At 55.2% G+C, this 25,415-nt stretch carries 17 protein-coding genes; 16 read left to right on the plus strand and 1 reads right to left on the minus strand.

Translation table 11 applies throughout. The features are described from left to right. The first annotated feature begins 30 nt into the window (after positions 1-30). On the plus strand, positions 31-1,095 hold the full coding sequence (locus BM477_RS07295; RefSeq protein WP_075362012.1) for a hypothetical protein: 1,065 nt from the start codon (positions 31-33) through the stop codon (positions 1,093-1,095). A gap of 96 nt (positions 1,096-1,191) precedes the next feature. Here BM477_RS07295 and BM477_RS07300 read toward each other — a convergent pair whose 3' ends face one another. Next, a complete protein-coding gene (locus tag BM477_RS07300) occupies positions 1,192-1,383 on the minus strand; it encodes a hypothetical protein (RefSeq protein ID WP_075362013.1) in 192 nt (63 codons plus the stop codon). Between the two features lie 204 nt (positions 1,384-1,587). Here BM477_RS07300 and clpB point away from each other — a divergent pair, with 204 nt between their 5' ends. From clpB to BM477_RS08570, 15 genes are all read left to right on the plus strand, one after another. Next, the gene (gene clpB / locus BM477_RS07305; protein ID WP_075362014.1) at positions 1,588-4,215 is read left to right on the plus strand and encodes an ATP-dependent chaperone ClpB; all 2,628 of its coding nucleotides are present in this window, start codon (positions 1,588-1,590) and stop codon (positions 4,213-4,215) included. Between the two features lie 61 nt (positions 4,216-4,276). Beyond that, the gene (locus tag BM477_RS07310) at positions 4,277-5,071 is read left to right on the plus strand and encodes a serine hydrolase domain-containing protein (protein WP_075362015.1); all 795 of its coding nucleotides are present in this window, start codon (positions 4,277-4,279) and stop codon (positions 5,069-5,071) included. 180 nt (positions 5,072-5,251) lie between these two features. Further along, positions 5,252-6,550, plus strand: a complete 1,299-nt coding sequence (locus tag BM477_RS07315; protein WP_075362016.1) for an ABC transporter substrate-binding protein — start codon at positions 5,252-5,254, stop codon at positions 6,548-6,550. A gap of 117 nt (positions 6,551-6,667) precedes the next feature. Continuing rightward, complete coding sequence (locus tag BM477_RS07320; RefSeq protein ID WP_245792892.1) at positions 6,668-7,660, plus strand: carbohydrate ABC transporter permease; 993 nt, start codon at positions 6,668-6,670, stop codon at positions 7,658-7,660. Next, entirely contained in the window at positions 7,653-8,594 is a 942-nt protein-coding gene (locus tag BM477_RS07325; protein ID WP_187337403.1) for a carbohydrate ABC transporter permease, read from the plus strand. Before BM477_RS07320 ends, BM477_RS07325 begins: the two co-directional genes overlap by 8 nt. Positions 8,595-8,797: 203 nt before the next feature. Beyond that, on the plus strand, positions 8,798-9,742 hold the full coding sequence (locus BM477_RS07330; RefSeq protein ID WP_075362017.1) for an ABC transporter permease: 945 nt from the start codon (positions 8,798-8,800) through the stop codon (positions 9,740-9,742). Beyond that, entirely contained in the window at positions 9,739-10,731 is a 993-nt protein-coding gene (locus tag BM477_RS07335; protein ID WP_075362018.1) for an ABC transporter permease, read from the plus strand. Before BM477_RS07330 ends, BM477_RS07335 begins: the two co-directional genes overlap by 4 nt. A gap of 12 nt (positions 10,732-10,743) precedes the next feature. Next, positions 10,744-12,444, plus strand: a complete 1,701-nt coding sequence (locus BM477_RS07340) for an ABC transporter substrate-binding protein (protein ID WP_075362019.1) — start codon at positions 10,744-10,746, stop codon at positions 12,442-12,444. Further along, positions 12,444-14,207: a dipeptide ABC transporter ATP-binding protein gene (locus BM477_RS07345; RefSeq protein ID WP_222842295.1), complete on the plus strand. Its 1,764-nt coding sequence runs from the start codon at positions 12,444-12,446 to the stop codon at positions 14,205-14,207. The genes BM477_RS07340 and BM477_RS07345 overlap by 1 nt, the downstream gene beginning before the upstream one ends. 75 nt (positions 14,208-14,282) lie before the next feature. Next, positions 14,283-15,062, plus strand: coding sequence for an SDR family NAD(P)-dependent oxidoreductase (locus tag BM477_RS07350; protein ID WP_075362020.1), 780 nt, complete (start codon positions 14,283-14,285; stop codon positions 15,060-15,062). After that, positions 15,062-15,613 (plus strand): hypothetical protein, encoded by a 552-nt coding sequence (locus BM477_RS07355; RefSeq protein ID WP_075362021.1) that lies wholly within the window; start codon positions 15,062-15,064, stop codon positions 15,611-15,613. Before BM477_RS07350 ends, BM477_RS07355 begins: the two co-directional genes overlap by 1 nt. Further along, positions 15,613-16,251, plus strand: coding sequence for a TrmH family RNA methyltransferase (locus BM477_RS07360; RefSeq protein ID WP_075362022.1), 639 nt, complete (start codon positions 15,613-15,615; stop codon positions 16,249-16,251). Before BM477_RS07355 ends, BM477_RS07360 begins: the two co-directional genes overlap by 1 nt. 112 nt (positions 16,252-16,363) lie before the next feature. Next, positions 16,364-17,383, plus strand: a complete 1,020-nt coding sequence (gene fbaA, locus BM477_RS07365) for a class II fructose-bisphosphate aldolase (protein ID WP_075362023.1) — start codon at positions 16,364-16,366, stop codon at positions 17,381-17,383. Between the two features lie 100 nt (positions 17,384-17,483). Next, a complete protein-coding gene (locus BM477_RS07370; protein WP_084543795.1) occupies positions 17,484-21,512 on the plus strand; it encodes a family 20 glycosylhydrolase in 4,029 nt (1,342 codons plus the stop codon). Between the two features lie 280 nt (positions 21,513-21,792). Beyond that, positions 21,793-25,415 (plus strand): family 20 glycosylhydrolase (locus BM477_RS08570; RefSeq protein ID WP_158024405.1); only part of this gene is annotated, 3,623 nt, incomplete at its 3' end.

The raw sequence follows: 25,415 nt of genomic DNA on the forward strand, positions 1-25,415 counted from the left end.
ACTTGTGGTAATGACTTTAAGGAGAAACAGGTGACTAACGAAAATCTGAATCCCAACCCAGACTCTCAGTCTCAGCGCAGATTCCCTTCCCGCCGGGAGCTGGCCGCCCAACAACGCGCCGGACAACCCGTGGAGGAGAGCTCAAGAGAGGACAGCTCCGCGCCAGAGCTCGACCCGGTGGTGGACCCGAGCCTGCCTGCCGAGATGCAAACCCCAGAAGTCTCGCAGGTGGAATCTCCTCAGCCGGCAGCAACTTCCGTCCCCCCAGTAGCTCCGCGCTATGGCGTAAAAATGGATGAAAAACAGCTAGCTGAGTTCCGCCGGCAACAGGGACTGCCGCCAGTGGGTGAGCAGCCGGCCCCGCAAACCCCGGCTCAGGGAGGCTGGGATGAAAGTAAAGGGCGTTTCCGCCGCCCGGGAGAGTCAGCGCCCTCGTCCTCGGCACCTCGCCCAGAGCAACCGAAGAATGTTTCCGCCAACCCCTACGCGCCGGCGAGCCAGTCGTTCGAGCAGGTGACGAAGCAATCCCCGCAGTCGCAGTCCACTAGCTCCGGGCCGCTGCCTTCCCGTAAGGGGCCAATCTGGACTTTGGTGGTGAGCGTGTTTGTGCTGCTCGCTCTACCGATCGGTCTGATTATCTATACGACGGCGCAACTGATGGGCGCCTCCCCAACGGGTAGTGAGATTGGTCAGATGCGCCAGGTTGCGGTGGGGGAGCAGTTCCCAGTTCGTGAAGGTGAGAAAGCTTGGGCGGTCATCCAAGGGATTGACGACAGCAGTACCTGTGCCCTCTACCCGGGCGCTTCCACCTCTGATTCTGAGGCAATGATCGGTGAACCGATTGGTCTGGAAACCACTGGACAGCAGATCCGTACTTACCCGGCAATGCCGGAGAAAACCGCCACGATGCGTTGTGAAGGGGCTAAGCCTTCAGCAATCCTGATGGGGACCGGAGATTTTGAGGCGTGGAGTTTCAACTATTCGCGTGTCCTGCTGATTTCCATGATCTTTGGCTTAGTGGCTTTCGTGGGGATGATCGTCGGCATTGTCTGGCTGGTAAAAGTCAATGGTCGCCGGAAAACGATGAGGAACTAGCCGCCTCAGAGTCTATAACATGAATGATGCCCTCCCCAGAATCTGGGGAGGGCATCACTATTGAGTACAGTTTCAGCTGATTCGCTGAATTAGACTTTAGAAGCCTAGGCGGTCCTTAGCCTCGGTGACTGCCTCGGTGGCGGAGTCTTTTGCCTTGCTGGCAGTTTCCTTAGCCTTATCGGCGGCGTCTTCAGCGACGTCCTTAGCTTTTTCGACGGTGTCTTCAGCGACGTCTTTTAGCTCTGCAGCCTTATCACTAGCGGCGTCCTTCATTGCGTTGAGATCCATTTCGGATTCCTTTCATAGTCCTATGTGACTCTTTCATCCTTACATATTGTTTGCGCCAATTTCTTGAATTTTTCGCTATTTGCATGAATTTTTGCCCTTGGCTGATAAAAGCAGGAAAAACAGAAAAATAGAGTTGAGCGGAATAGACTCAACTTTGTCGTCGTTGTATTCAGTAACACTTGAATATTTGGAGGAAGCTTACTGATGAATACGAAACTAACTACAAAATCACAAGAGGCCATTAGCTCTGCGATACAAAGCGCAGTGGCTGCCGGAAACCCACAGGTAGAAGATATCCACCTGCTAAACGCACTTTTGGAACAGGGAGAGGGTATCGCGCTTTCCTTACTTGACGCCTCCGGTGCTGACCGGAAACAGGTCGGCGCAGCCGTGCGCACCAGCCTAGTGAAACTGCCCACCGCAAGCGGCACCACAGTCACTCAGCCGCAGCTATCACGACAGCTCATAGAGATTATCAATACGGCTGAAAAAACCGCCCAAGAGATGGGGGATGAGTACGTTTCCACCGAACACCTATTGCTGGCGACCTCATCCTCGGCCGGAAAAGCCGGGCAAATCCTGCAAGGTGCGGGAGCCACCCAAGCTCAGCTAGGTGAAGTCCTGCCGAAACTTCGCGGCAGCTCCAAAGTCACCAGCCCCGACCCGGAAGGAACCTTTGAAGCGCTGAAGAAATACGGTCAAGACCTGACCGCGCGGGCGCGCGAAGGCAAACTGGACCCAGTGATCGGCCGTGATGAAGAAATTCGGCGCGTCGTCCAAGTGCTCTCCCGCCGCACCAAGAACAACCCGGTGCTGATTGGTGAACCCGGCGTCGGTAAAACCGCGGTCGTTGAAGGCCTAGCGCAACGAATCGTGGCAGGCGATGTGCCCGACAGCTTGAAGGATAAGCAGCTAATCGCCCTCGACATTGCCGGAATGGTAGCGGGTGCAAAATACCGTGGTGAGTTCGAAGAACGCCTCAAAGCGGTACTGAAAGAAATCACTGAATCTGACGGTCAAATCATCAGCTTCATTGATGAGCTACATACCGTTGTGGGGGCCGGAGGCGGCTCCGAAGGTGCCATGGACGCAGGCAATATGCTCAAACCCATGCTGGCGCGCGGTGAACTGCGACTAGTTGGCGCCACCACTTTGGATGAATACCGTGAAAACGTGGAGAAAGATCCCGCCCTAGAGCGTCGCTTCCAGCAGATCTTCGTGGGGGAACCCTCCGTTGAAGATACCATCGCAATCTTGCGCGGCATTGCTCCGAAGTACGAAGCCCACCACAAGATCACCATTTCAGACGGCGCGCTGGTAGCGGCAGCGCAGCTCTCCAACCGGTACATTACCGGCCGGCAACTACCAGATAAAGCGATCGATCTAATCGATGAGGCGGCCTCCCGCCTGCGGATGGAGCTGGACTCCTCCCCGGTGGAGATTGACCGGCTCAACCGTGAAGTTGAGCGCCTGCGGATGGAAGAGTCCTACCTGACTGAATCTGGTGAAGATGACGCTGCCGCTAGTGAACGCCTAGCTGATTTGCGGGCCGAACTAGCGGATAAGCAGGAAGAATTGAGTGGCCTCACCGCCCGCTGGGAAGCCGAAAAGGCCGGACATAACCGGGTCGGTGAACTGCGCGTCCAGTTAGATGATTTGCGTACCCAGCTGGAGCTAGCCATGCGGGAAGCCCGCTGGGAGGAAGCTGGCCGCCTACAAAACGGTGAGATTCCGAAGGTTGAGCGGGAGATTGCCGCGGCGGAAGCAGCCGAAGCTGAGCGTACCGCCGACACCTCACCCTCGGCCCCCGAACCCATGATTGCCGAAAAAGTCGGCCCCATGGAGATTGCGGAAGTCGTGGAAGCGTGGACTGGAATCCCAGCTGGAAAGCAACTCAAGGGCGACATGGAGAAACTCCTAGAGATGGAAGACATCATCGGACGGCGCCTGATTGGTCAGCGTCAGGCCGTGGCGGCCGTCTCTGACGCGGTGCGTCGCTCCCGGGCAGGTATCTCCGACCCGAACCGGCCGACCGGTTCCTTCCTGATGCTGGGTCCCACCGGTGTCGGTAAGACGGAGCTGGCGAAGGCCCTAGCGGAATTCCTGTTCGATGACGACCGTGCCATGGTTCGCATCGACATGTCTGAATACTCTGAGAAGCATACAGTGTCGCGTCTGGTTGGTGCGCCTCCCGGTTACGTTGGTTATGACGAGGGTGGTCAGCTCACCGAAGCGGTGCGTCGCCGTCCCTACTCAGTGGTGCTGCTGGATGAGATTGAGAAGGCCCACCCAGAGGTCTTTGACATCTTGTTACAGGTCCTCGATGATGGTCGCCTCACCGACGGTCAGGGGCGCACAGTGGATTTCCGCAACGTGATTTTGGTGCTGACCTCCAACCTGGGCAGCCAGTTCCTGATTGACCCGGCCCGCTCCGCGCAGGAGCGTCAGGAAGCGGTCATGGGTGCGGTACACGCCAGCTTTAAGCCAGAGTTCTTGAACCGTCTGGATGAGATCCTCATCTTTGAGGCGCTCACTAAGTCCGAGCTGGCGCGAATCGTTGATTTGCAGCTGGCACAGATGCAGGCCCGCCTAGTGGACCGCCGCATCACCTTGCAGGTGACCGATGAGGCTCGCACTTGGCTGGCGGACCGCGGCTACGATCCCGCTTTTGGTGCCCGTCCGCTTCGTCGCCTCGTGCAGCGTGAGATCGGGGACCGTCTAGCTACCATGATTTTGGGTGGCAAAGTGGCGACCGGTGACAGCGTTGAGGTTTCTGTGGCCGAGGGGGCTGAAAGCCTCAGCCTGCAAGCCGTCGCTGCGGAGCAGAAGTGACGCTGTCAGTGCTTGGTCCGGCAGGGGTGAGAGCCATTCAAAACGGCGTTAGAATCGAAGCATGAGTGTTCAAAGTTTTGATTTCCCGCACGGTCTGATAGTGACTAGAAGCGAGGGGGAGCTGGCCCATGCCGGCGAAGTAGATACTGTCTTCCCCCTCGCTTCTGTCACTAAGCTTTTCGCCACCTGGGCGGTCGCTACCGTAATTGATGAGGGTCTGATGAGCCTGTCTGACCCGCTGGGGCCGGAAGGCTCCACGGTTCGCCATTTGCTGTCGCACACTTCCGGTCTGGCCATGAACTCCGATAAGGTGCTGGCGGCTCCGGGGCAGCGGCGCATTTATTCGAACCGTGGCATTGAGGTCGTGACTGCGTTCGCTGCGGGTCATCTCAATCTGAATGTGGATGAGTTTTTGCGGGCCAAAGTAGTGGAGCCTCTGGGGATTGATTCATGGCGATACGTGAGCTCTCCTGCCTATGGGGGTTCTGCCACCGTCAGAGACTTGGCGAAGTTTGCGCGGGAGGTGCTTTCCCCGACTTTGCTGTCCCCGGCGTTAGTGAGTGAGATTTTCACCCCGCAGTTCCCGGAGGTTTCCGGCATCTTGCCGGGCTATGGGAAGCAGTCGCCGAACCTGTGGGCGCTAGGATTTGAGATTCGCGGGGAAAAGTCCCCGCACTGGACCGCGACGGAAGCTCCTGCGCATTTGGCCGGGCACTTTGGTCAGTCGGGTTCCTTTTTATGGGTGGACCGAGGGCGTGATTTGTCGACGGTTTTTGCCGGGGCAAAACGCTTCTCTGAGATACATCAGGCAATCTGGCCGAAAGTGAATCAAGAAATCCTTGAAAATTGGGGATAAATAGCTGAATAAACGGATCCAGTCTGCTTTGGGTAGCTGCTTTTCTCCTAAGTCTTAACCGAACCGTTATTTTAGAAATGTTGTGGCACGTCTATCTCAGTGACTATACTTGAAACATGCGTGCGGTTTGTGCGCAACATTTTGCACTAGATTTGTGTAACTCGACGGAGAGGTTTTAATATGCGCATCTCAAAGAAGGTCCCCGCAATGCTGGCGGTCCTGGCCCTGTCAACGGCCGGCCTGGCAGCTTGCAGCTCCGATGACAAGGCTGGCGATGCCGGCAAGACCATGGAGCCCTCAGGCAAGGCAGTAGAGATTGAATACTGGCACCGTCTTCCTGACCAGGACGGCATGGTGAAGGTGGCTGAGGCTGCTGATGAATTCAACAAGGCTAACCCTAACATTAAGGTCAAGACCACCAAGTTTGAAGGTAAAGCAGATCAGTCCTATGACAAGATTACTGCCGCCGTCAAAGCTGGAAACGCCCCCTGTTTGGCTCAGGCTGACTATGGTAACGTGCCCGCCATGCTGGTCCGCGGTGAACTGATGGACGTAACCGATATGGTCGCACAGTACAAAGACAAGTATGCTGCTGGTCCGTGGGGTCAGGTTTCCCCCGGTGGCAAGACCTACGGTATTCCGCAGGATACCGGCCCGCTGGTTTACTACTACGATAAGGACGCTTTCGACGCCCTTGGCCTGAAGGCTCCCACCACTTGGGATGAGTACTGGGCAAACGCCAAGAAGGCTAAGGAAGCTGGCAAGGCTTCTTCGGTCTTCCTAGGTGATGAAGCCGGTGACTGGTTTGCCGCTGTTCAGGCTGCTGCCGGTAACGCTTGGTTCAGCCTTGCTGGTGATGCTTGGAAGGTTGAAGCAAACAGTGACGCTTCCAAGAAGGTTGCTGAGACTTGGCAAGCCTCCATCGACTCTGGTGACACCCTTGTGGTAGACCGCTGGGGCGATCCTGCTCCTTTCGACCAGAACGTTAAGGAAGGCAAGATCATTGGTTACATTGGCGCCGCTTGGGAAGCTGCCTTCAACCTCGGCTCCCTCGGTAAAGATGCTGCCAACTGGCAGGTTGCTCAGATGCCTGACGCCAAGTCCGGCCCGTGGGGCGGCTCCGCTATCGTAGTACTCAAGGGTTGCAAGCATCCCGAAGAAGCTCTCAAGTACGCTGACTGGTACAACACCAACCTGAAGGCTATGACCTCTCAGGGCCTGGTTCCTGCAGCTAAGGGCGATGCCCCCACCGATGAGAAGGTAATGAAGCTCTACGGTGGTCAGAACGTCATGGCTGAACTACAGAAGGCTGCTGACCTGTCCAACCCGAACTGGATTTACATCCCCACCTGGCCGGCCGTTAAGACCAGCCTGGTTAACAATATGAAGGCTGGCGTGAAGCTTTCGGAGAACGTTGACAAGGCTCAAGAAGAAGCTGTCAAGTCTCTGGAGCAGGCTGGTCTGAGCGTAGCTAAGTAAAGCTTCCTCGACACTGTAGAGTGCGGGGGCAACACCTCGCGGTGTTGCCCCCGCACTTTCTTCTTCGCTCAGCTAATCCCAGACTTAGCTGGGTGATTCTCTGAAAGTAGGTTGTTAATGTCTGCCCTAAACTCCCAAACCGGCGTTGAGGACGTGAGCCTCGAGCAAATGATGGCGATTAATGCTAAACATGTCAAACGCCGTGCTCGCCGCAAAGCCATGTACGGCTGGACATTCTTGGCGCCCTTCGCCCTGTTGTTCCTGCTGGTCTTTATCATCCCAATCTTTACTTCCGCCTATGAGGCTTTCTTCCAAGTGAAAGCCGGTGGTGGCGCCTTCGGTGGCGGTGAATCAGTTAAAGTCTTCGCCGGCTTCGACAACTTCGTGGCAGTAGCTACCGCTCCTAACTTCTGGGCTGGTATGGGTCGCGTCTTCCTGTTTGGAATTATCCAGATTCCGGTGATGATTCTAAGCGCCCTCGCGCTGGCCCTATTGCTTGATTCGATTGCGGCACGTTTCCAAAAACTCTATCGACTACTTTACTTCCTGCCCTTCGCGATTCCTGGCATTATTGCTGCCATCATCTGGGTTTACCTTTACACTCCGGATGTTTCACCGCTCTTGGCAGTGATGCACTACCTCGGTCTTAATCCTGATCTTTTTGATCATTCAGTGGTCCTGTGGTCAATGGCAAATGTGACGACTTGGACCTACACTGGCTACAATATGCTGATTTTCTATGCTGCTCTCCAGGCTATTCCCACTGAACTTTATGAGGCTGCCCGGATTGATGGTGCCACCGAATGGCAGGTCACCACGAAAGTGAAGGTGCCTTTGCTCTCTTCTGCGGTGCTCCTTTCCGTGTTGTTGTCAATCATTGGTACGATTCAGCTTTTCAATGAGCCTGCCATGTTTCAGGGTGTGGCCGGTCTGCCCGATGATTACATGCCCATGTTGATGGTGGTCGCGGTCAAGAACGGTAAGGTTACATTCGATGGTTTGACCGGCCTTGGCCCGGCTGCAGCGCTTTCACTCGTAATGGCTGTGATTGCTGGCGTGATGGCTTTCGCTTACGCAATGATTCAAAGGAAGGTGGCTCCCAGTGAGTAAGAAACTTGCAACCTTGCCTTCGGGCGATACCTACCGTCCCTCGGTGAACCAGTATCCCCCCTCGCTACAACCTAAAGCCCTCACCAAGATTTTGACCCGGGTCACCCTGCTCCTAGTAGCGGTGTACTTCATGTTCCCCATCTACTGGCTGATGGTATCGGCAACTAAATCCGATAATGGTTTGATTGATTCTAACGGTTTCTGGTTCGCTCCGCAGACGGTAGATGGGCGTGACGCAGGCGGTTTCCACCTGGTAGAGAACTATCAAGGACTGATGGAAACCGCTGCTGCCGGTGGTCACTACTGGCGCTGGGTGCTTAACTCGGTGTTCTATTCCACTGCTGCAGCCTTACTGGGTGTACTGATTTCCGTGATGGCCGGATATGCGCTTTCTAAGTTCAAATTCCGCGGCTCCGGTGTTGTGCAGGCAGCTATCATGGGCGGTTTGTTGATGCCGATTGCTTTGCTCTCAGTGCCGCTATACCTGCTCTTTTTCCAGCTGGGTCTACTCAATAATCCACTGGCTGTAATCATTCCTTCGGCGGTTTCCCCCTTTGGAGTGTTCCTAGGCAGGGTTTATGTGGAAGCTTCGGTGCCGAACGAACTCTTGGAAGCCGCCCGGATTGACGGGGCCGGTGAATTCCGGATTTTCTTCACCATGGTGCTGCGCCTACTGGCACCCGCAATGGTGACAATTTTCCTGTTCATTTTTGTGGCTACGTGGAATAACTTCCTGTTGCCGTTGATTATGTTCACTGAGCCTAGCTTGAAGCCGGTGACTGTGGGCCTCTATGGGATGCTCGCTTACTTCGACCCAGATAAGGGGCAAGTGCTGCTGGGTGCGCTGATGGCTATTTTGCCCGTCATCATCATGTTCACCTTCCTGCAGCGCTACTGGCGTTCAGGTTTGGCTGCAGGCTCTGTGAAGGGCTAAAGCTCGGGCATAATCCATCTATAACTGGCCGCTATCCTCGACGCTAAGAGGATAGCGGCCAGTTTTATACCCTAGGTGAGAATTATATTCATCAGTAGTCCGTCACTTCACGGAATATGCTTAGGTGGCAAAAAGTTGAAATTAGTCGTGACCCTATTCCACTTTCAGTAGCGCTTCGGCGCGCCTTGAAGGAGAACTCCCGAATGACTTCAACCGTGGCAACAGCCACCCGCAACCGCAGAGTGTGGGCCAGTCTCCGGCACGACCGGATCGCAGTCGTAGCCTTTGCATGGATTATTTTCATGCTCCTGATAGCTCTGCTGGGTCCCACTCTGCTCCAGCTGGCCGGCCGAGACCCACAAGCCTACAACTTGGAAGCACTCACCGACCTAGCGCAGCCCCTCGGACTATTCGGGGGCATCAGCTGGACCCATCCATTCGGAGTTGAGCCGCTCACCGGTCGCGATCTGTTCGATATTGTCATTGCCGGAACCCAAACTTCGGTCCTGATCGGTTTAGGTGCCACCGTTGTCTCCACCATAATCGCCGTCATTTTGGGCATATCTGCCGGCTATCTAGGGGGAGTCTACGACCGTATCATTAGCCGCCTCATCGATATCATGCTGGGTTTCCCTTCACTGATCTTCATGATTGCGATTGGGGCAATCATCCCCCCGACCGTTCCTCGACCACTACTTATCACCATCATCATCGGCATTTTTGGCTGGGCGTCTACCGCTAGGGTGATTCGCGCTGAAACTCTCAGCCTCAAACACCGCGCCTTCGTGATCGCGTCCCGCGCTTCGGGAACTCCCGCGCTGACAATTATTCGACGCGAAATCCTACCCAACCTGATGGCTACCTTGATTGTTCTCACCACGATGAGCGTACCCGGCAAGATTGGGGCCGAGGCAGCCCTCTCTTTCCTTGGTCTTGGAGTGGTTCCCCCGACTCCCTCTTGGGGTTATTCGATTCGGATGGCAGTCGACTGGATCCAAGTAGATCCTCTCTACTTGACCTGGCCGGCGCTGAGCCTTGTCCTGCTGACCTTAGCTTTCAACACTGCCGGTGATGCACTCCGTGACGCCCTCGACCCTCAAACGCAACGCAGACTCGAAAACCCTGAGATGAAAGAGGAAACCAAATGACCGGTTTGAAGTTTTGGGCAGGCCGCATTGGCGCATCAGTGCTGGTTCTGTTGTTGGTCACTTTCGTGACTTTCGCGGTCTTTAACCTCTGGCCCGCTGACCCCGCCCTCGCGGTGTGCGGGAAACCTTGCACTCCAGAACGTCGCGCGCTTGCCGAATCTGTAATGGGCACCGCAAACCCGTGGTATCAGCAGTTCTGGAGCTACTTGGCGGGAATCTTCATGGGCCGGACTTTCGGCACCGGAAGCGGTGCCATCGTCTGCTCCGTCCCCTGCCTCGGCTACTCATTCAACCTCGGTGAAGGCGTCACTCCGCTCATTCTTTCCCGGCTCCCTGTGACCTTCTCTCTTGCTGGCTTAGCAGCAATCCTGTGGCTCAGTTTCGGGGTCATCGCCGGCGTAGTTTCAGCTCTCTCACGCGGGCGCACCCTTGACCGGATAATTATGGCCGGCGCCGTCATCGGAGTTTCCACCCCCGCCTACCTTTTTGGGCTGTTGGCAATTCTTGTCTTCGGTTTCGGGCTTCGCTGGTTCCCAGTCTCAGATTATGTGGCATTAACTGAAAATCCGGCTCAATGGCTGTGGCATTTGTTGCTTCCTGCGGTCGTCCTTGCCATCCTCTATCTGGCAGTCTATGCGCGGCTGGTGCGTGCCAACCTGATTGAACAGTTGGGGCAAGACTATGTTCTCACCGCCCGCGCCAAAGGGGTTCCTGAACGAGACATAGTAGTACGCCACGCCCTACGTAATGTGCTTGTCCCCGTAGTCACCCTCTTTGGATTGAATCTGGGTGGTCTCCTCGGTGGTGCGGTAATCACCGAGTCCGTGTTTTCTCTGCCCGGTTTAGGAACGCTCCTGATTGACGGAGTTAATGGCACCGATCTGAATCTGATTACCGGCGTAGTGCTGGTCTCTGCCGCCTTCGTAATTATTGCGAATCTGCTTGTCGATGCGATTCACGCCTGGCTTGATCCGCGCGTAGTAGCTTAAGGGGATAAAAATATGTTGAAACTATCCTGGGAACGGGCCCTGGTTGGGTTCATCGCCCTCGGCCTTCCACTTACCACTTTAGGCGCTTGCGCGACTACCTCGGGAATGGGGGATTATGGTCCGGTGGCCCTCGAACAGCAGGTCACGCCTGAGATTGACAACAGCGTTAAAGGTGGCACTTTAACGATTTTGGATGCGAATAAGGACTTGGGTTTCGATCCAGCTAAATCGCAGTCTCTGGCGATTACTTCAGCCGGTTTGCTGCATCGACGTTTGACCAGTTGGCGCATCCGGCCTGGACAGGAGGCCGAGGTGGTTCCGGATTTAGCTACTGACACCGGTGAGGTGAGTGCGGACGGAAAAACTTGGACCTATCGGCTGAAGCGGAATCTGCGTCTTTCGGACGGCTCTGCGCTGACCGCCAAAGAAATCAAGTACGGCCTAGAACGCTCTTTTGCACCGGCCCTCTCTGGAGGTTTGGGATACCATAAGAGCCTTTTGGTCGGTGGAGAGAACTACCGGGGACCCTATGAGGGGCAGCATTTGGATGCAATCGAGGTGCCTGACGATTACACTATTGTTTTCCATTTGAACCAGCCCTATGGTGACTGGCCGTGGATTGCTTCGACGCCCGCTTTCGCCCCGGTTCCGGAGGCGAAAGATAATCCGGAAGCGTACTCGCGGCAGCCGATTTCTTCGGGCCCCTACCAAGTCAGCAGTTACCGTACCGGAATCGCAGTCGAGTTGGAACGTAATCCTTATTGGAGTGACGATTCGGTACGTTTAGGGGGGCCTGATAAAATTGTGTTCTCCCTCGGTAATGATCCGGTGGTGGCTGCGCAGAAAATTATTTCCGATCAGAAAGCCTACGCTAGCTCGATGACGGCCGCGAAAGTGCCGGCTGCGCAACTAATCACCGCCGCCCAGTCAAGCAATGTGGGGCAGCGTCTACAGATTTCTACGGCCGGTCCGCTACTATATTTGGCAATCAATACTAAACGGGTCACTGACGTGCAGGTGCGCCGGGCTCTGAACTATGCCATCGATAAGTCTGCTGTGAATAAGGCCGCTGGTGGTCGGTTGGCGGGAACTATCGCCACGACGCTGATTACTCCTGGGATTCCAGGACGGGAGGAGTATCAGCTTTACCCCGCCCCTCCCGAGGGTGATTTGGGGGCGGCCCGGGCAGAGCTAGCGAAAGCTACGGATTTGCCGCAAACTCCGCTGGTGTTAATGTGCCGCAACAGTACTGGGGAGGTCCTACGGGCGGAAGCAGTTGCTAGGTCTTTGCAGCAGTTGGGATTGCAGGTGAGGATAGATCCGGTTGAATCCGCTGTTTTTACTGAGCGGGCCACCCAAGGTGAAGGAGATTCCTACGATTTAGCGATTTCTTCATGGAATCCCGATTTTCCTTCCGCGGGCGCTAATCTTCAACCTCTCTTTGCTTCATGGGAGTCTGGGAATGGGGGCTCAAATCTGGCGCATTTGGAGGACCCTCAGATTGACCAGCTGATTCTTGACGCCTCGGCGACTCTTGATCCGGAGAGCGCCCAAAAACTGTGGGTGAAGGTTGATAAGGCGGTGATGGAACGTGCCGCCGTGGTGCCATTGTCGTATCAGCGTTTGAGCTATCTGCACGGTTCAGCTGTTCGAAACTTCTATGTGGGGGCTTTTCCCGCCTACCCGAACTATCTACTTTTGGGAGTCAAATAGTGTCATCTCCAGCAATACCAGATGAGGTGCTCGCGGTTAGTGACTTGCGGGTCGCTTTCGCGGGCTCAGCCGCTGACGCCGTTGACGGTGTGGAGTTGCGGCTGGTGCCCGGCCAAGTGACTGCCCTAGTGGGAGAGTCTGGCTCCGGGAAATCTGTTTCTGCCCGGGCCTTGCTGGGGTTACTGCCAGAATCTGCCCAAGTATCAGGGTCAGCTGAGCTGGCTGACCAGAGCGGGAGGGAACCGCTGCAACTTTTGGGTGCCAGTCGCAAACTGTTGAACCAGGTGCGTGGTGCCCGCGTCGCCATGGTGTTCCAAGAACCCATTACCGCGCTGAATCCGCTGCTGCGGATTGGCGCCCAGATTGACGAAATCATGATGGTGCATGAGGGGATTCCACGGGCGCAAGCGCGGGCGCGTTCCCTAGAGTTGCTTGCTGAAGTTAGTCTTCGGGAGCCGGAAAGAATTTACCAGGCATACCCCCATCAGGTTTCTGGAGGGCAGCTCCAGCGGGCTTTTATTGCGATGGCTTTAGCTTGCCGACCGGATGTTTTGATCGCGGATGAGCCGACCACGGCTTTGGATATGACCGCACAGGCCACTATTTTGCAGCTTCTAAGGGAAGCCGCTCACGCCCGAAACTTGGGTGTGCTCTTGATTACTCACGACATGGGCGTGGTAGCAGATTTGGCGGATCAGGTCATTGTCTTGCAGCAGGGAAAAGTGGTTGAGGCGGGGCCGGTAGAGCAAGTATTCTACCAGCCACAGGCAGAGTATACTCGGCGCCTATTGGCTTCGGTGCCGCGCCTCGGTCAGGCTCTCACTGTTGCTCCCAGCAGTTCTGGCGGAGTTTCTGATGCTGCCGCGGCCGCTGCTGTTCAGGCTCTGCTGGACCCGGTTCGCGATGGTGCTGAGGACGGTGCTGAGGATCGTGCTGAGGACGGATCCGCGCCCGCGGTCGAGATTGAAAACTTGACCGTAATCTACGGTTCCGGAAGTGGGGCAACCCGCGCGGTGAATCAGGTTTCGTTGCGGTTAGAGCAGGGTGAGGTCCTTGCGCTGGTGGGGGAGTCTGGTTCCGGAAAGTCAACAATTTCTGCGACTATCTACGGGCAGGTGAGAGCAAGCTCCGGGCAGGTGAAATTGGCGGGAACTAACATTTTGCAGCTGCGCGGGCGGGCATTGCGTCGCAGTCTTTCCCGAATAGGGGTGGTTTTCCAGAATCCGGCCTCGGCTTTGAACCCTCGGCGCACGGTGGTGGAGTCGATCGCGGAACCGCTCCGAACTCACACTAAGCTCTCACCCGCTCAGCGGCGTGAGCGGGCTCTCCAAGCCATGTTGGCGGCCAGGTTGGAAACCGCCTATGCGGATCGTTATCCGCATGAGCTTTCCGGCGGGCAGCGGCAGCGGGTGGCGATTGCGCGCGCGATTGTGCTGCGTCCCAGTCTGGTGATTGCGGATGAACCCACCTCTGCTTTGGATGTTTCAGTGCAGGCTCAGGTTTTAGCGACTTTGCAGCAGTTACAACAAGAGATGGGGTTCGCTTGCTTGCTTATCACCCATGACTTAGCGGTGGTGGAGCAGTTAGCTGAACGAGTCGTGGTGCTCAAGCAGGGTGAAGTGGTGGAGGCAGACACCACCACTACCGTTTTGGCGCAGCCTGAAAGCCCTTATACGCAGCGGCTTTTAGATGCGGTACCGGTACCGGATCCGCGGGTGCAAGCCCAGCGAAGAGCCCGCTTTGCTCGCCATGATTTAAGCTGATGGGCAGTTTCAGTGAATCTTAACCACTTAACAGCGTCACCCGCCGGGCAGTGGTTTGCGTTAAGATTGTGAGTTATGGGTACAGCTTTAATCACAGGTGCAACATCAGGAATCGGCGAAGAGTTTGCTTGGCAGCTTGCAGCGGCCGGACACAACTTGGTGTTAGTGGCGCGCAGAAAAGAGTTACTGGAACAGTTAGCGGAGCGTCTTAGCCAAGGCGCCGGCGTGCATACGGAAGTGATTGTTGCTGACCTGACCGAAACTGAAGGTTTGGAGAAGGTCGCTGAGCGAATTCAAACCGACGGGCCACGTCCCATCGGCCTACTGGTTAATAATGCAGGTATGGCCCTAGGGCAAACCTTTAGTGACGGGACTCTGGAACGCGAAATTCAGGCCCTCGATCTGATGGTCAAATCTGTGCTGGTGCTTTCTTGGACCGCGGTCAAAGCTATGCGGCGACGCAATCATGGCGCTATTTTGAACGTATCCTCAATGGCTTCCCGGTCAGCTTACGGCACTTATGCGGCGCATAAAGCTTGGGTTCGTTCTTTCACCGAAGGCTTGAGCGCGGAGTTATCCGATACACGGGTGACTGCGACTGCCGTGATGCCCGGTTGGGTACGTACAGAGTTCCTAAAATCAGCCGGTTTGGATGAGTCTATATGGCCGGATTATGTGTGGATTCCAGTTGATAAGGTAGTTTCTTCCGCATTACGGGCGGTACGGCGGGGACGGGTCGAGGACGTGCCCACTTTGCCTTACCGTATGTTCGATCATGTCCTGCATTTCGCACCCCGTCCGCTGGTTCGTTGGGTGACCGGCAAGGTACGCCATTCTGGACAGGTGATTGTCTGATGGCAGGTTTTGCGAACGACCCGCAAAAGAGTCGTTTAGCGCAGCTTTGGGTGGAAGCTACCGGCCAGTCTGATGCCTTTCCGATTGAACTGGTTAAGGATTTGACTTTGCACCATGAGGCGGCACCTCTGCTGGGTCATGTGCTTCTGGATGCTTTAGAGGAGGCCGGTTTCGCTCCTGATGAGGTGGCTGCGGTTGGTGCTTGCGCTGAAACTACTGAGCTGGTCGGCTTGTGCGTGCTATTCGCGGCGGCTTCTCGCGGCCTCGGCATTGACGCCTTCCAGGTGGAAGGGAGGACGCCCTCGGCCCTGAAATTGATGGGACCTAGCACAGAGGAACGAAATCTCGTCCTCGTCATCGATGGTGCCGGCCCCGCACAGGTTGCCGCCGCAGTTCAGGTGTGCCAAGAAGCGGGAGGCAAAGTAGTTTCCCTGGTTCAGCTTTTGGCCGAGGATGACGCTGACGTTGATTCTGCTGCACAGCAGGAAATCACCGCGTTGGGGATCGGGCTGGTCACCCTCTTTACTGTTTCTGACGTGGTAGCTGGTTGATGGATAACCCCACCGAGAGTGCTGAAGAGGTCGGTGTCGGCCCCTGGCCGGGCGGGCCGGAAAACTGGCCGGATGACCCGAAATATGACCGGCAACTATTGGCTGAGGGGGATCGTCGTAACGTCCTCGACCAGTACCGGTACTGGACGCTGGAAGCTATTGTGGCGGATTTAGATGAGCACCGGCGCGGTTTCCATATTGCGATTGAGAACGTGGACCATGATTTCAACATCGGTTCGATTGTGCGTACCGCGAACGCCATGGGGGCATCCTCGGTTCATATCGTGGGCCGCCGGCGTTGGAATCGGCGCGGCGCCATGGTGACCGACCGTTACATGCATGTGACCCATCATGAAAGCCCAGAGCAGTTCGGCCAATGGTGCAAAGAGGTAGGCGTGCCGGTGATTGGGATAGATAATGTGCCCGGATCTGTGCCTTTAGAAGGTGAAACTCTGCCACCGCGCGCCATGTTGGTTTTCGGTTCGGAAGCATCCGGCCTATCTGAGCAGATGCAGGCGCTGTGTGAAAATATCTGTTTCATTACACAACACGGCTCAACCAGGTCGATGAATGTGGGGCATGCCGCCGCGATTGCGATGTGGGCATGGAATCAGGCTGAGGATTCCCGCCGCGCCTAAGACTTTGTACCCAAGCTGAGACAAGGGTGAAAGAAACTGGTGTGATGTTGGCACAAATGACCAAGAATGTGGGACAATGGGGAAGTAATATCCAATCTAAGGAGGACATAAATTGTCTATCGCAACCCCAGAAGTTTACAACGAGATGCTGGACCGCGCACGCAACGGAAAGTTCGCGTACCCGGCCATTAACGTTACTTCTTCTCAGACTCTGACCGCCGCTATTCAGGGCTTCGCTGAGGCTGGCTCTGACGGCATCATCCAGGTTTCCGTGGGTGGCGCTGAGTACTGGTCAGGTTCCACCATTAAGGATCGTGTTGCTGGCTCTTTGGCAATGGCTGCCTACGCGCGTGAGATCGCGAAGAACTACGACGTGACCATCGCTTTGCACACTGACCACTGCGCTAAGCAGAACATTGACTCTTGGGTACGTCCGCTGCTGGAACTGGAAGCCGAAGAAGTTAAGGCTGGTCGTCTGCCCTTCTTCCAGTCCCACATGTGGGATGGCTCCGCTGTTCCGTTGGCTGAGAACCTGGAAATCGCTAAGGAAATGCTGGAACTGTCCGTGAAGGCTAACACCATTCTGGAAGTTGAAATCGGCGTTGTTGGCGGCGAAGAGGACGGCGTCAAGGCTGAAATCAATGAGAAGCTCTACACCACTACCGAAGATGCTTTGGCTACCGTTGAAGCCCTCGGTTTGGGTGAAAAGGGCCGCTACCTGACCGCTCTGACTTTCGGTAACGTGCACGGCGTTTACAAGCCCGGTGCAGTGAAGCTGCGTCCCGAAATCCTCGGTACCATCCAGGATGAGGTCGCTGCTAAGGTCGGCAAGGAACGTCCGTTTGACCTAGTCATGCACGGCGGCTCCGGCTCCACTGAGGAAGAGATTGCCACCGCTGTCCGTAACGGCGTCATCAAGATGAACGTTGACACTGACACCCAGTACGCCTTCACCCGTCCCGTCGTGGGCTGGATGATGGAGAACTACGAGGGCGTTCTGAAGGTCGACGGTGAGGTCGGCAACAAGAAGAAGTATGATCCGCGCGCATGGGGTAAGGCTGCTGAAGCCGGCATGGCTGCTCGCGTTGTGGAAGCATGTGAACGTCTTGGTTCTGCTGGCCAGAAGATGTAGTTTTATCTTTCTGTCAGCTGAGGCTGAAGTTTTCGGGGCGTACTCCTTATGGGGTGCGCCCCTTTTTTTCTTTTAGCTAATTAAGCCATTTTTCCCTTGAATGAGCAATCTTGTTCGTAAAGCCTCTGGACTTATCTATTTCATTCACGTTATAATCTTCCTTGCATGCCCGATGCTTGCGGTCTCGAAGATGAGATGTGAAGAGGTTTTGGTGATTTCAAACATGGCTTTATTACGATGCAAATCTGCTGTTTCTAAGGTAGTCGCATTTTTCGTAGCAGTGATGCTGGCGCTGACTGGGCACCTGATGCTTGCCCAGGATGTTGTGGCGCAGGCCAGCCCGGAAACTGAACAAGTTGGCGGGTCGTTGATTCCGCGGCCGGTGTCTTTGACGCCTCAGGCTGGTGAAGCTGGATTCACGATTACTCGTGACACCAAGATTGTCGCCGCACCTGGATTGAAAGCTACAGCTGAGCTGTTGGCGCAGACTCTCCGCACCTCGACCGGCTATCTGCTTCCGATTGTCGAAGCAGACGCGGCAGAGCCGAATTCGATTCATCTTGCTTTAGGAACGGTCGCCGGTTCCACCAATAAGGAGGCTTATTCTTTAACCTCCGATTCTGCGGGAGTGAATCTGGTTGGGGTGAGCGAACATGGCGTATTCAACGCGACTCGCACGCTTTTGCAACTATTGCCCGGATTTGTTTATTCTCGGTCAGCAGTATTGGCTGACTGGACGATTCCCGCTTTAAGGATCGAAGACTGGCCGCGTTATAGTTACCGGGGCATGATGGTCGATTTGGGTCGCTCTTTCATTCCTAAAGAAGATCTGATGCGGCTGATTGATAACCTCGCTACTTTTAAGGTTTCTGCTTTACACCTGCATCTTACTGACGACCCGGGCTGGCGAATCGAGATCACGAATGAGGGACGCGAAGCTGGTGACACTATCGATTACACTAAGCTCACTGAAATCTCAGGGAAGACCGGCATGCTTCCGTATAACCGGCAGGCTTCCAAGGAAATCGGTCACACTGGCTTCTTGACGCAAGCTGATTATCGTGAGCTGCAGGCCTACGCCAAGCAACGGCACGTTTTGATTGTCCCAGAGATTGATTTACCTGGACACACTAATGCCGCTTTGCATGCGATTCCGGAATTGAATACGGCAGGTTCATCTCATCTTGGTACGGCTGCGGAGCCGACTGTTCCCGCTAACGGTACCGGGGCTGTGGGATATTCCTATCTGGATCCAAATTCGGAGGCTTCCCAGAAGTTTGTCCGTCATGTGATTAAGCAGCTTGCTGAGATGACTGACGGACCCTATATTCATGTTGGTGGAGATGAACCTTTTGCATTTGGCCGTCGTTACCCGGTTGCCGTTTATAACCAGTTCTTGGGTCGTTTGATAGCTGCTGTGCGCGATCAGGGTAAAACCCCGATGGGTTGGGATGAGATTGCTCAGGCGGAAGGCTTGGCTGCCGGCGATGTGGTTCACTACTGGAAGGATGAAGCTGGTGCGGTCCCTCGGGCAGTTAACGAGCTTGGCGCGAAAGTCCTGATCACTAAAAATGAAACCTCATACTTGGATATGAAGTACAACCGGAAGACGCCTTTTGGTTTGACTTGGGCTTGCGAATCCCTAGATTGTGATTTTCGCAAATATTATGATTGGAATCCACAGACGCAGCTGACTTTGCAAGATGATAACGCGATCATCGGTAACGAGGCTGCCTTGTGGAGTGAAACTGTGCGCGGGATTGACCAGGTTGAGTTCCTGACCTTCCCGCGGATGCTCTCGCACGCCGAGGTGGGGTGGACCCCACAAGCTGACCGTGATTTAACTGATTTTTCTTCGCGGGTTGCCAATATTGGCGTGGATCTTAACAATGCTGGAATCAACTTTTATGATACTGCGGTAGCTAATTGGGGTTATGATTTGGCCGGAGTGGAATCCGCCGCTACCGAACTGTCTTCCCGCTTCCAACTGGGCTTGCTTTCAGCACCGGGAACTAAGGTGTCCGCGGATGCACTTAAGGTACTAGCTGACCGCACTGACGATAAAGACGGGGTTTCTAATACGCAACTGGGGGCCGCTGGGGAAGCCGTGATGGTTGATTGGGGTGACGGTTCACCTCTGGAAGCTGCTACCATCACCCCGACTCTGGGGCGTTCAGAATATAACGCTGCCGGGCTTTACGCTCTCACTGGCACTCACCGTTACGCTACCGCGGGTACTAAGGAGATTACTTTACGCATTGGTAATCGTAGCGCCCAGACGCGGGTAGTTGTTGACGAGGACGGGACTGCTTCGGAGCCGATTTTCACTCCGTGGCAGTCGGCTGGGAATCAGCAGATTAAGGTTCCGGAAGAAACTGTTTCTCCGCTGGAGAGGGTTGCCGTCGAGATTTCTGGATTTGAACCGAATACATTTGTAGAAATCTTCCTCGGCGACCGAAAGCTGGGGGAGATGCGTCCTCGGGCTAATGGCACCCAGCTTACTCACATCCTGGTTCCTGCTGACACGCCAAGCGGACACTACCAGCTGAGGGCGGTGCGGGGAGACCTCTCTGCGGAAACGGGGCTTGCGGTCTGGTCTGATAAAGTGCAGCTGAGCGGAGTGAAAAATCCGGTTGCGGGCTTGAGCTTGGCGGACGTGGACTCTGAGGAGAGGGTCGGAGAACCTGCACCTAATGGTTTCGCTAATGCGGCGATTGACGGTGATCCCAGCACCTTCTGGCACACCAAGTGGCAGGATGGTGAGGACCCATTCCCGCACCATATTTCCTTGGGCCTGGGGCAAGTCTGCCGGGTGAACGGTGTGGAATACACACCTCGTCAGGCGCGACCAAATGGCAGAATTAAAGACTTCGAAATCTATGCTTCCCGTGACGGAATCCAGTGGGGTGACCCGGTTGCTTCCGGACGTTTCGATTCGAGCGAGGCAGCGAAGTATGTTTCTTTTGCGACCGTGGAAGCGAAATTTGTGAAGCTAGTTGGGCTGAACTCTCAAAATAACAATAATTTTGCGGGTGCAGCCGAAATTCGGGTGGATGGTCTTTGCGGTGACAATCAGGGAATGAGCGTTTCGGTGCGGGCTCCAGAGGCTGAGGCGGTTGAGATCCTTGATTCGGCCGCAGAGACTCCTGAAATAGAGGTCGTGGAAGGGGATAAGGTCGCTGTTGTAGTCAAGGGTGTTACTATGCCGGGACAGGTTTCACTCTGGTTGACCGCGGAGAAAAAACTGCTTGCCTACCAGGAGGCTGAAGCTGAACAGACGGTAGAGCTTGCATTCACAGCTGATCCAGAATTTACCGCCAAACAGATTGCGGTTCTGACCCCGCAGGGCCGCAGGCATTTCACCCTGCAGGTGCGGTCTCAGCCGACGCCCGAGCCAGAGCTGACGGTGGAGCCGACTGTGGAGCCGACTGTGGAGCCGACTGTGGAGCCTTCGGTGGAACCCACGGTGGAACCCACGGTGGAGCCGACTGTGGAGCCGACTGTGGAGCCTTCGGTTGAACCTTCAGCGGAACCGACTACCGAGTCCACCACTGAGCCTTCGGTTGAGGTGAGTATGAAGGTCTTTGCTAATGGCATGCCCACTAACTCTTTCACTCAGGGTAAGGCTACTTCGTTGGAGTTTGTTTTCACTAACGCTACTGAGGGCTCTGAATGGAAGGCGGTGCTGCACTCTGATCCGGTTGAGTTGGGTACTGTTACAGTCAGTAATGGGCAAGCGATGTTGGATATCAGTGCTGAGACTGCGGCGAAGTTTGTGCCTGGTGTGCATACTTTGGAGTTGACCTTGGTTAATGGTGCTGCTGGTGAGGCGTTGGAGCTTCCTTGGACTGTCAAGGCGGCTGACGCTGGCACACCTACTCTGGAGCCGACTGTTGAGTCGAGCCCGGAGTCTAGCCTAGAGGTAAGTCCGGAGACCGGCCTTGCGACTAATCAGGACACTTCTGTGGAGATGCCGGGTAAGCAATCTACGAAGGTAGCTACGCTTAGCGCGACGGGGGTTGATTCTTCGAGTCTCATCCTCGGTGTAGTTGCACTCTGTCTATTTATCCTTGGGCTACTTGTGGTGCGTGAGCGTAGACATTTTGAGCCTGAGAGTAGAGATAGGTAGTTTCAGCTACTATTTGGCTTATTTGCAATAACTTTGGGGCATCTGTCGGTCGGTAGATGCCCCAAAGTTAAATTGTTATGAAAACTGATGCTAATTAAGCCTAGACTTTGAGCAAGATTAATCGTAGGATTAATGGGTAATGCGTGCGAAAAGCATGGTGTCTCGATGAAGAGATTGCGAGGTTCTAATGAGCTTGAAGATTGGAAAGTCCAGCTTTAGGGCAAAGACCCTACGAGCTGTTTCACTTGTCAGTGCTGGTGCGCTGGCTCTGACAGGAGTGATGCTAGCTCCTTCCGTGGCGCTGGCCGCTGGCGAACCCACCAACTGGGCGCTACAGTCCAATGGAGGTGCCGTAACCGCGTCTGGTCAGGAAGTCGCTGGTATCTGGGGCCCTGAGAAACTAAATGACGGAGTGATAGACGTTACTTCTCCTAAACGTCAACAGTCGCGCTGGTCTTCTAACACCAGTGATGATGCTTGGGCCATTGTTACTTTTGCGCAGCCCAAGACTCTGCACCATATTAATTTGGTATGGGAAGCTGCTTGTCCGAAGAAATGGGATTTGCTGATTTCTGAAGATGGTAATGCTTTCGAGAAGATTGCTTTCTCTGACGCACAAGCATGCCCTGCCGCCGGTGAGGCAGCTAAGGAGACTTTCGCAATCCCAGCGGAGAAGAGTTCCACTCCGATTAAGGCCGTTAAACTACAGGTGCGCGAGCGCACTCCTTTCGCTGGCGTGAAGTATGGTGCTTCACTTTGGGAAATGGAGGCATGGGATAAGGCTGAGCCCGCTCCGGTGCTTCCTTCACAGGGTGGCGTGGGTAGCTCCCTCGTCCCCAAGCCGGTTTCAATGACTCACGATGAGTCCGCCACCGGTTTCACTGTGAATGCTGAGACTAAAATTTCCGCCCCGTCTGAACTGCAGTCTGAGGCTGATCTTTTGGCAACTACTTTGCGTGGCTCCACCGGATTCCCCGTACCGGTTGAAAACGACTCTGCCGCCACTGAGAACGTCATCAAACTGGCCCTCGGTGCGGTTGAAGGCTCCACCAAGGATGAAGCCTACTCGCTAGTCTCCACCGAAAACACGGTCACCATTACCGGTGTCGGTGCGCACGGCGTATTCAACGGCACCCGCACCCTGCTACAGTTGCTACCCGGTTTCGTGCAGATGAAGACCCCGGTTATCTCCAACTGGACTGTTCCGGCCGTTACTATTAAGGACTGGCCACGCTACGAATACCGCGGCATGATGCTGGATATTGCCCGCTCCTTTGTGCCGAAGGAAGACATTATGAAGCTGATCGATACGCTCTCTCAGTACAAGATCAGCCGCCTGCATATCCACCTGTCCGACGACCAGGGCTGGCGTATCGAAATCACAAACGAAGGCCGTGAAGCCGGTGACACTATCGACTACACGAAGCTCACCGAGATTTCCGGTAAGACCGCTATGCTACCGCACAATCAGCAGGCTTCCCGTGAAATGGGACGCACAGGCTTCTTGACTCAGGCTGACTACCGTGAACTGCAGGCTTATGCTGCTGCCCACCACGTCATGATTGTTCCTGAAATCGATCTTCCCGGTCACACTAACGCGGCTCTGCACGCGATTCCTGAACTTAATATTGATGGTTCCTCGCACATTGCTACAGCTGATGAGCCGACCGCCCCAGCCAACGGTACCGGAGCAGTGGGGTACTCCTATCTACACCCGACCGATCCGGTAGCGAAGACTTTTGTGCGTCACGTGCTTGGTCAGATTTCCGAAATGACTACTGGGGATTACATCCACATCGGTGGTGATGAACCGCATGCTCTGACTCAAGTTTACGATCATGCTACCTACAACGCCTACCTCGGTGAGGTGATGGGTATGGTGCGTGGCTTTGGTAAGACCCCACTGGGCTGGAACGAAATCGCTCAGGCTGATGGCATTACCGCCGGCGATGTTATGCACTACTGGACTGGTAATGCAGGCCCAACGCGTGACGCTGTGAATAACCATGGTGCGAAGGTTCTGTTGTCTCGTGGTGACAAGTCTTACATTGACCAAAAGTACAACTCCAAGACTCCGCTGGCATTGACTTGGGCCTGCCAGGGTAACTGTGACTTCCAGTCCTACTACGATTGGAACCCGCGGACCTTCATTAACCTACCTACCGATGACGCGATTATTGGTACTGAGGCGCCGCTATGGTCTGAGACCGTTCGCGGCCTCGATCAGGTTGAGTTCTTGACCTTCAATCGTACTTTAGCTCACGCTGAAATCGGTTGGACACCTCAGGATGTGCGTGATCGTACTGATTTTGCTAAGCGTATCTCTCAGATTGGTGTGGACCTGAACGCTACAGGTTCTAACTTCTATGATGGTACTGATGGTAACTGGGGCTACGATGTTGCGGGCGTTAAGTCCGTTGCTACTGCACCTGATGCCACTTTCCAACTGGGTTACCTGTCTGCTCCGGGCACCAAGGTGACCGCGGACGCCACTAAGGTCGCAGCCGACCGCACTAATGACGTCGACGGCAGGTCGAACTCTTTGGTGGGTAACTCCGGCATGTCCGTGATGGTCAACTGGGGCGACGGTTCCGCTGAGGAAGCTGCCACCATTACCTCCACCTTGCCGCGGACTGCGTACAACGCTTCTGGAATGTACGTACTAACTGGTTCGCACGCTTATGCAACACCGGGCGAGAAGACTGTCACCTTGAAGATCGGCGACCGCACCGCGACCGCGAAGATTATGGTTGATCCGTCCGCTACCGCTACTGAGCCGCTGTTCACGCCGTGGACTCCGACTGAGGATGCCGCAATTGAACTTGGCCAAGAAATTGCTAAGCCCCTAGACCGTGTGGCTTTCAGCGCTACTGGTTTTGAGCCCAACACTTTGGTTGATGTCACTTTGGGGGATGTGAACCTAGGTCAGGTTCGTCCTGATGCGAATGGTGCCCGTAGCACCTACATCTTGATCCCGAAGGACACTCAGCCTGGCGTTTACCAAGTCCGTGCTGCGCACGGTGACCGTTCAGCTACTACCCAAATCACCATTTGGGCTGAGCCGAGTGCGGCTTCTGGACTGAAGATTCCCGTCAACGGTGTCACCGTAGATAGCTATGACTCTGAGGAAACCTCAGGTGAAACCGCACCTAACGGTTTGGCTTCCTCGGCAGCAGACGGCAATCCGAACACCTTCTGGCATACCAAGTGGAGTGGTGGTGCTGACCAGTTCCCGCACTTCATTTCGTTGAACCTGAATCAGCAGTGCAAGGTCAGCGGTTTTGAATACACTCCGCGCCAGGACAGCCAGAATACTCGTATCAAGGATTACGAGATTTACACCTCGATGGACGGAACCGAATGGGGGCAGGCAGTCGCTACCGGACGTTTCGATCGTAGCACTGCTGTGAAGTACATTCCCTTCACTGAGGTGCAGGCACGTTACGTGAAACTGGTTGGCCTGAATTCTCACAATGGTGATGCTTTCGCTGGTGCTGGTGAACTTCGCGTTGATGGTCTTTGCGGTGACGGTCAGCCGCTCAGTGTGGTTGCTGGCGCTAACGCTGTCGAGCTAACTGATGACGCCAGTGCTCCCGTGACTGTGCGTGCAGAAGAAGGCACTCAGGTTCCGGTTGCTGTGCGCCACATCCCGATGGCTGGGCAGGTCACTTTGTGGGCTAACTCCGGTCACAAGTTGTTGGGGCATCAGGACGCCCAGGCTGGCGGAACCATAGACTTCTCCTTTGAAATGAAGGCTGAGTATGATGGTGAAGACTTTGTGGTGGTAACACCGACTGACCGTCGTTACTTCCGCTTGGAGCTTGGTGCTCCGGAGCCCACTGTGGAGCCGACCGTCGAGCCTACGGTTGAGCCGACCGTCGAGCCTACGGTTGAGCCGACCGT

Origin of the sequence: Boudabousia marimammalium (assembly GCF_001936115.1) — a bacterium.
Classification (GTDB): Bacteria; Actinomycetota; Actinomycetes; order Actinomycetales; family Actinomycetaceae; genus Boudabousia; species Boudabousia marimammalium.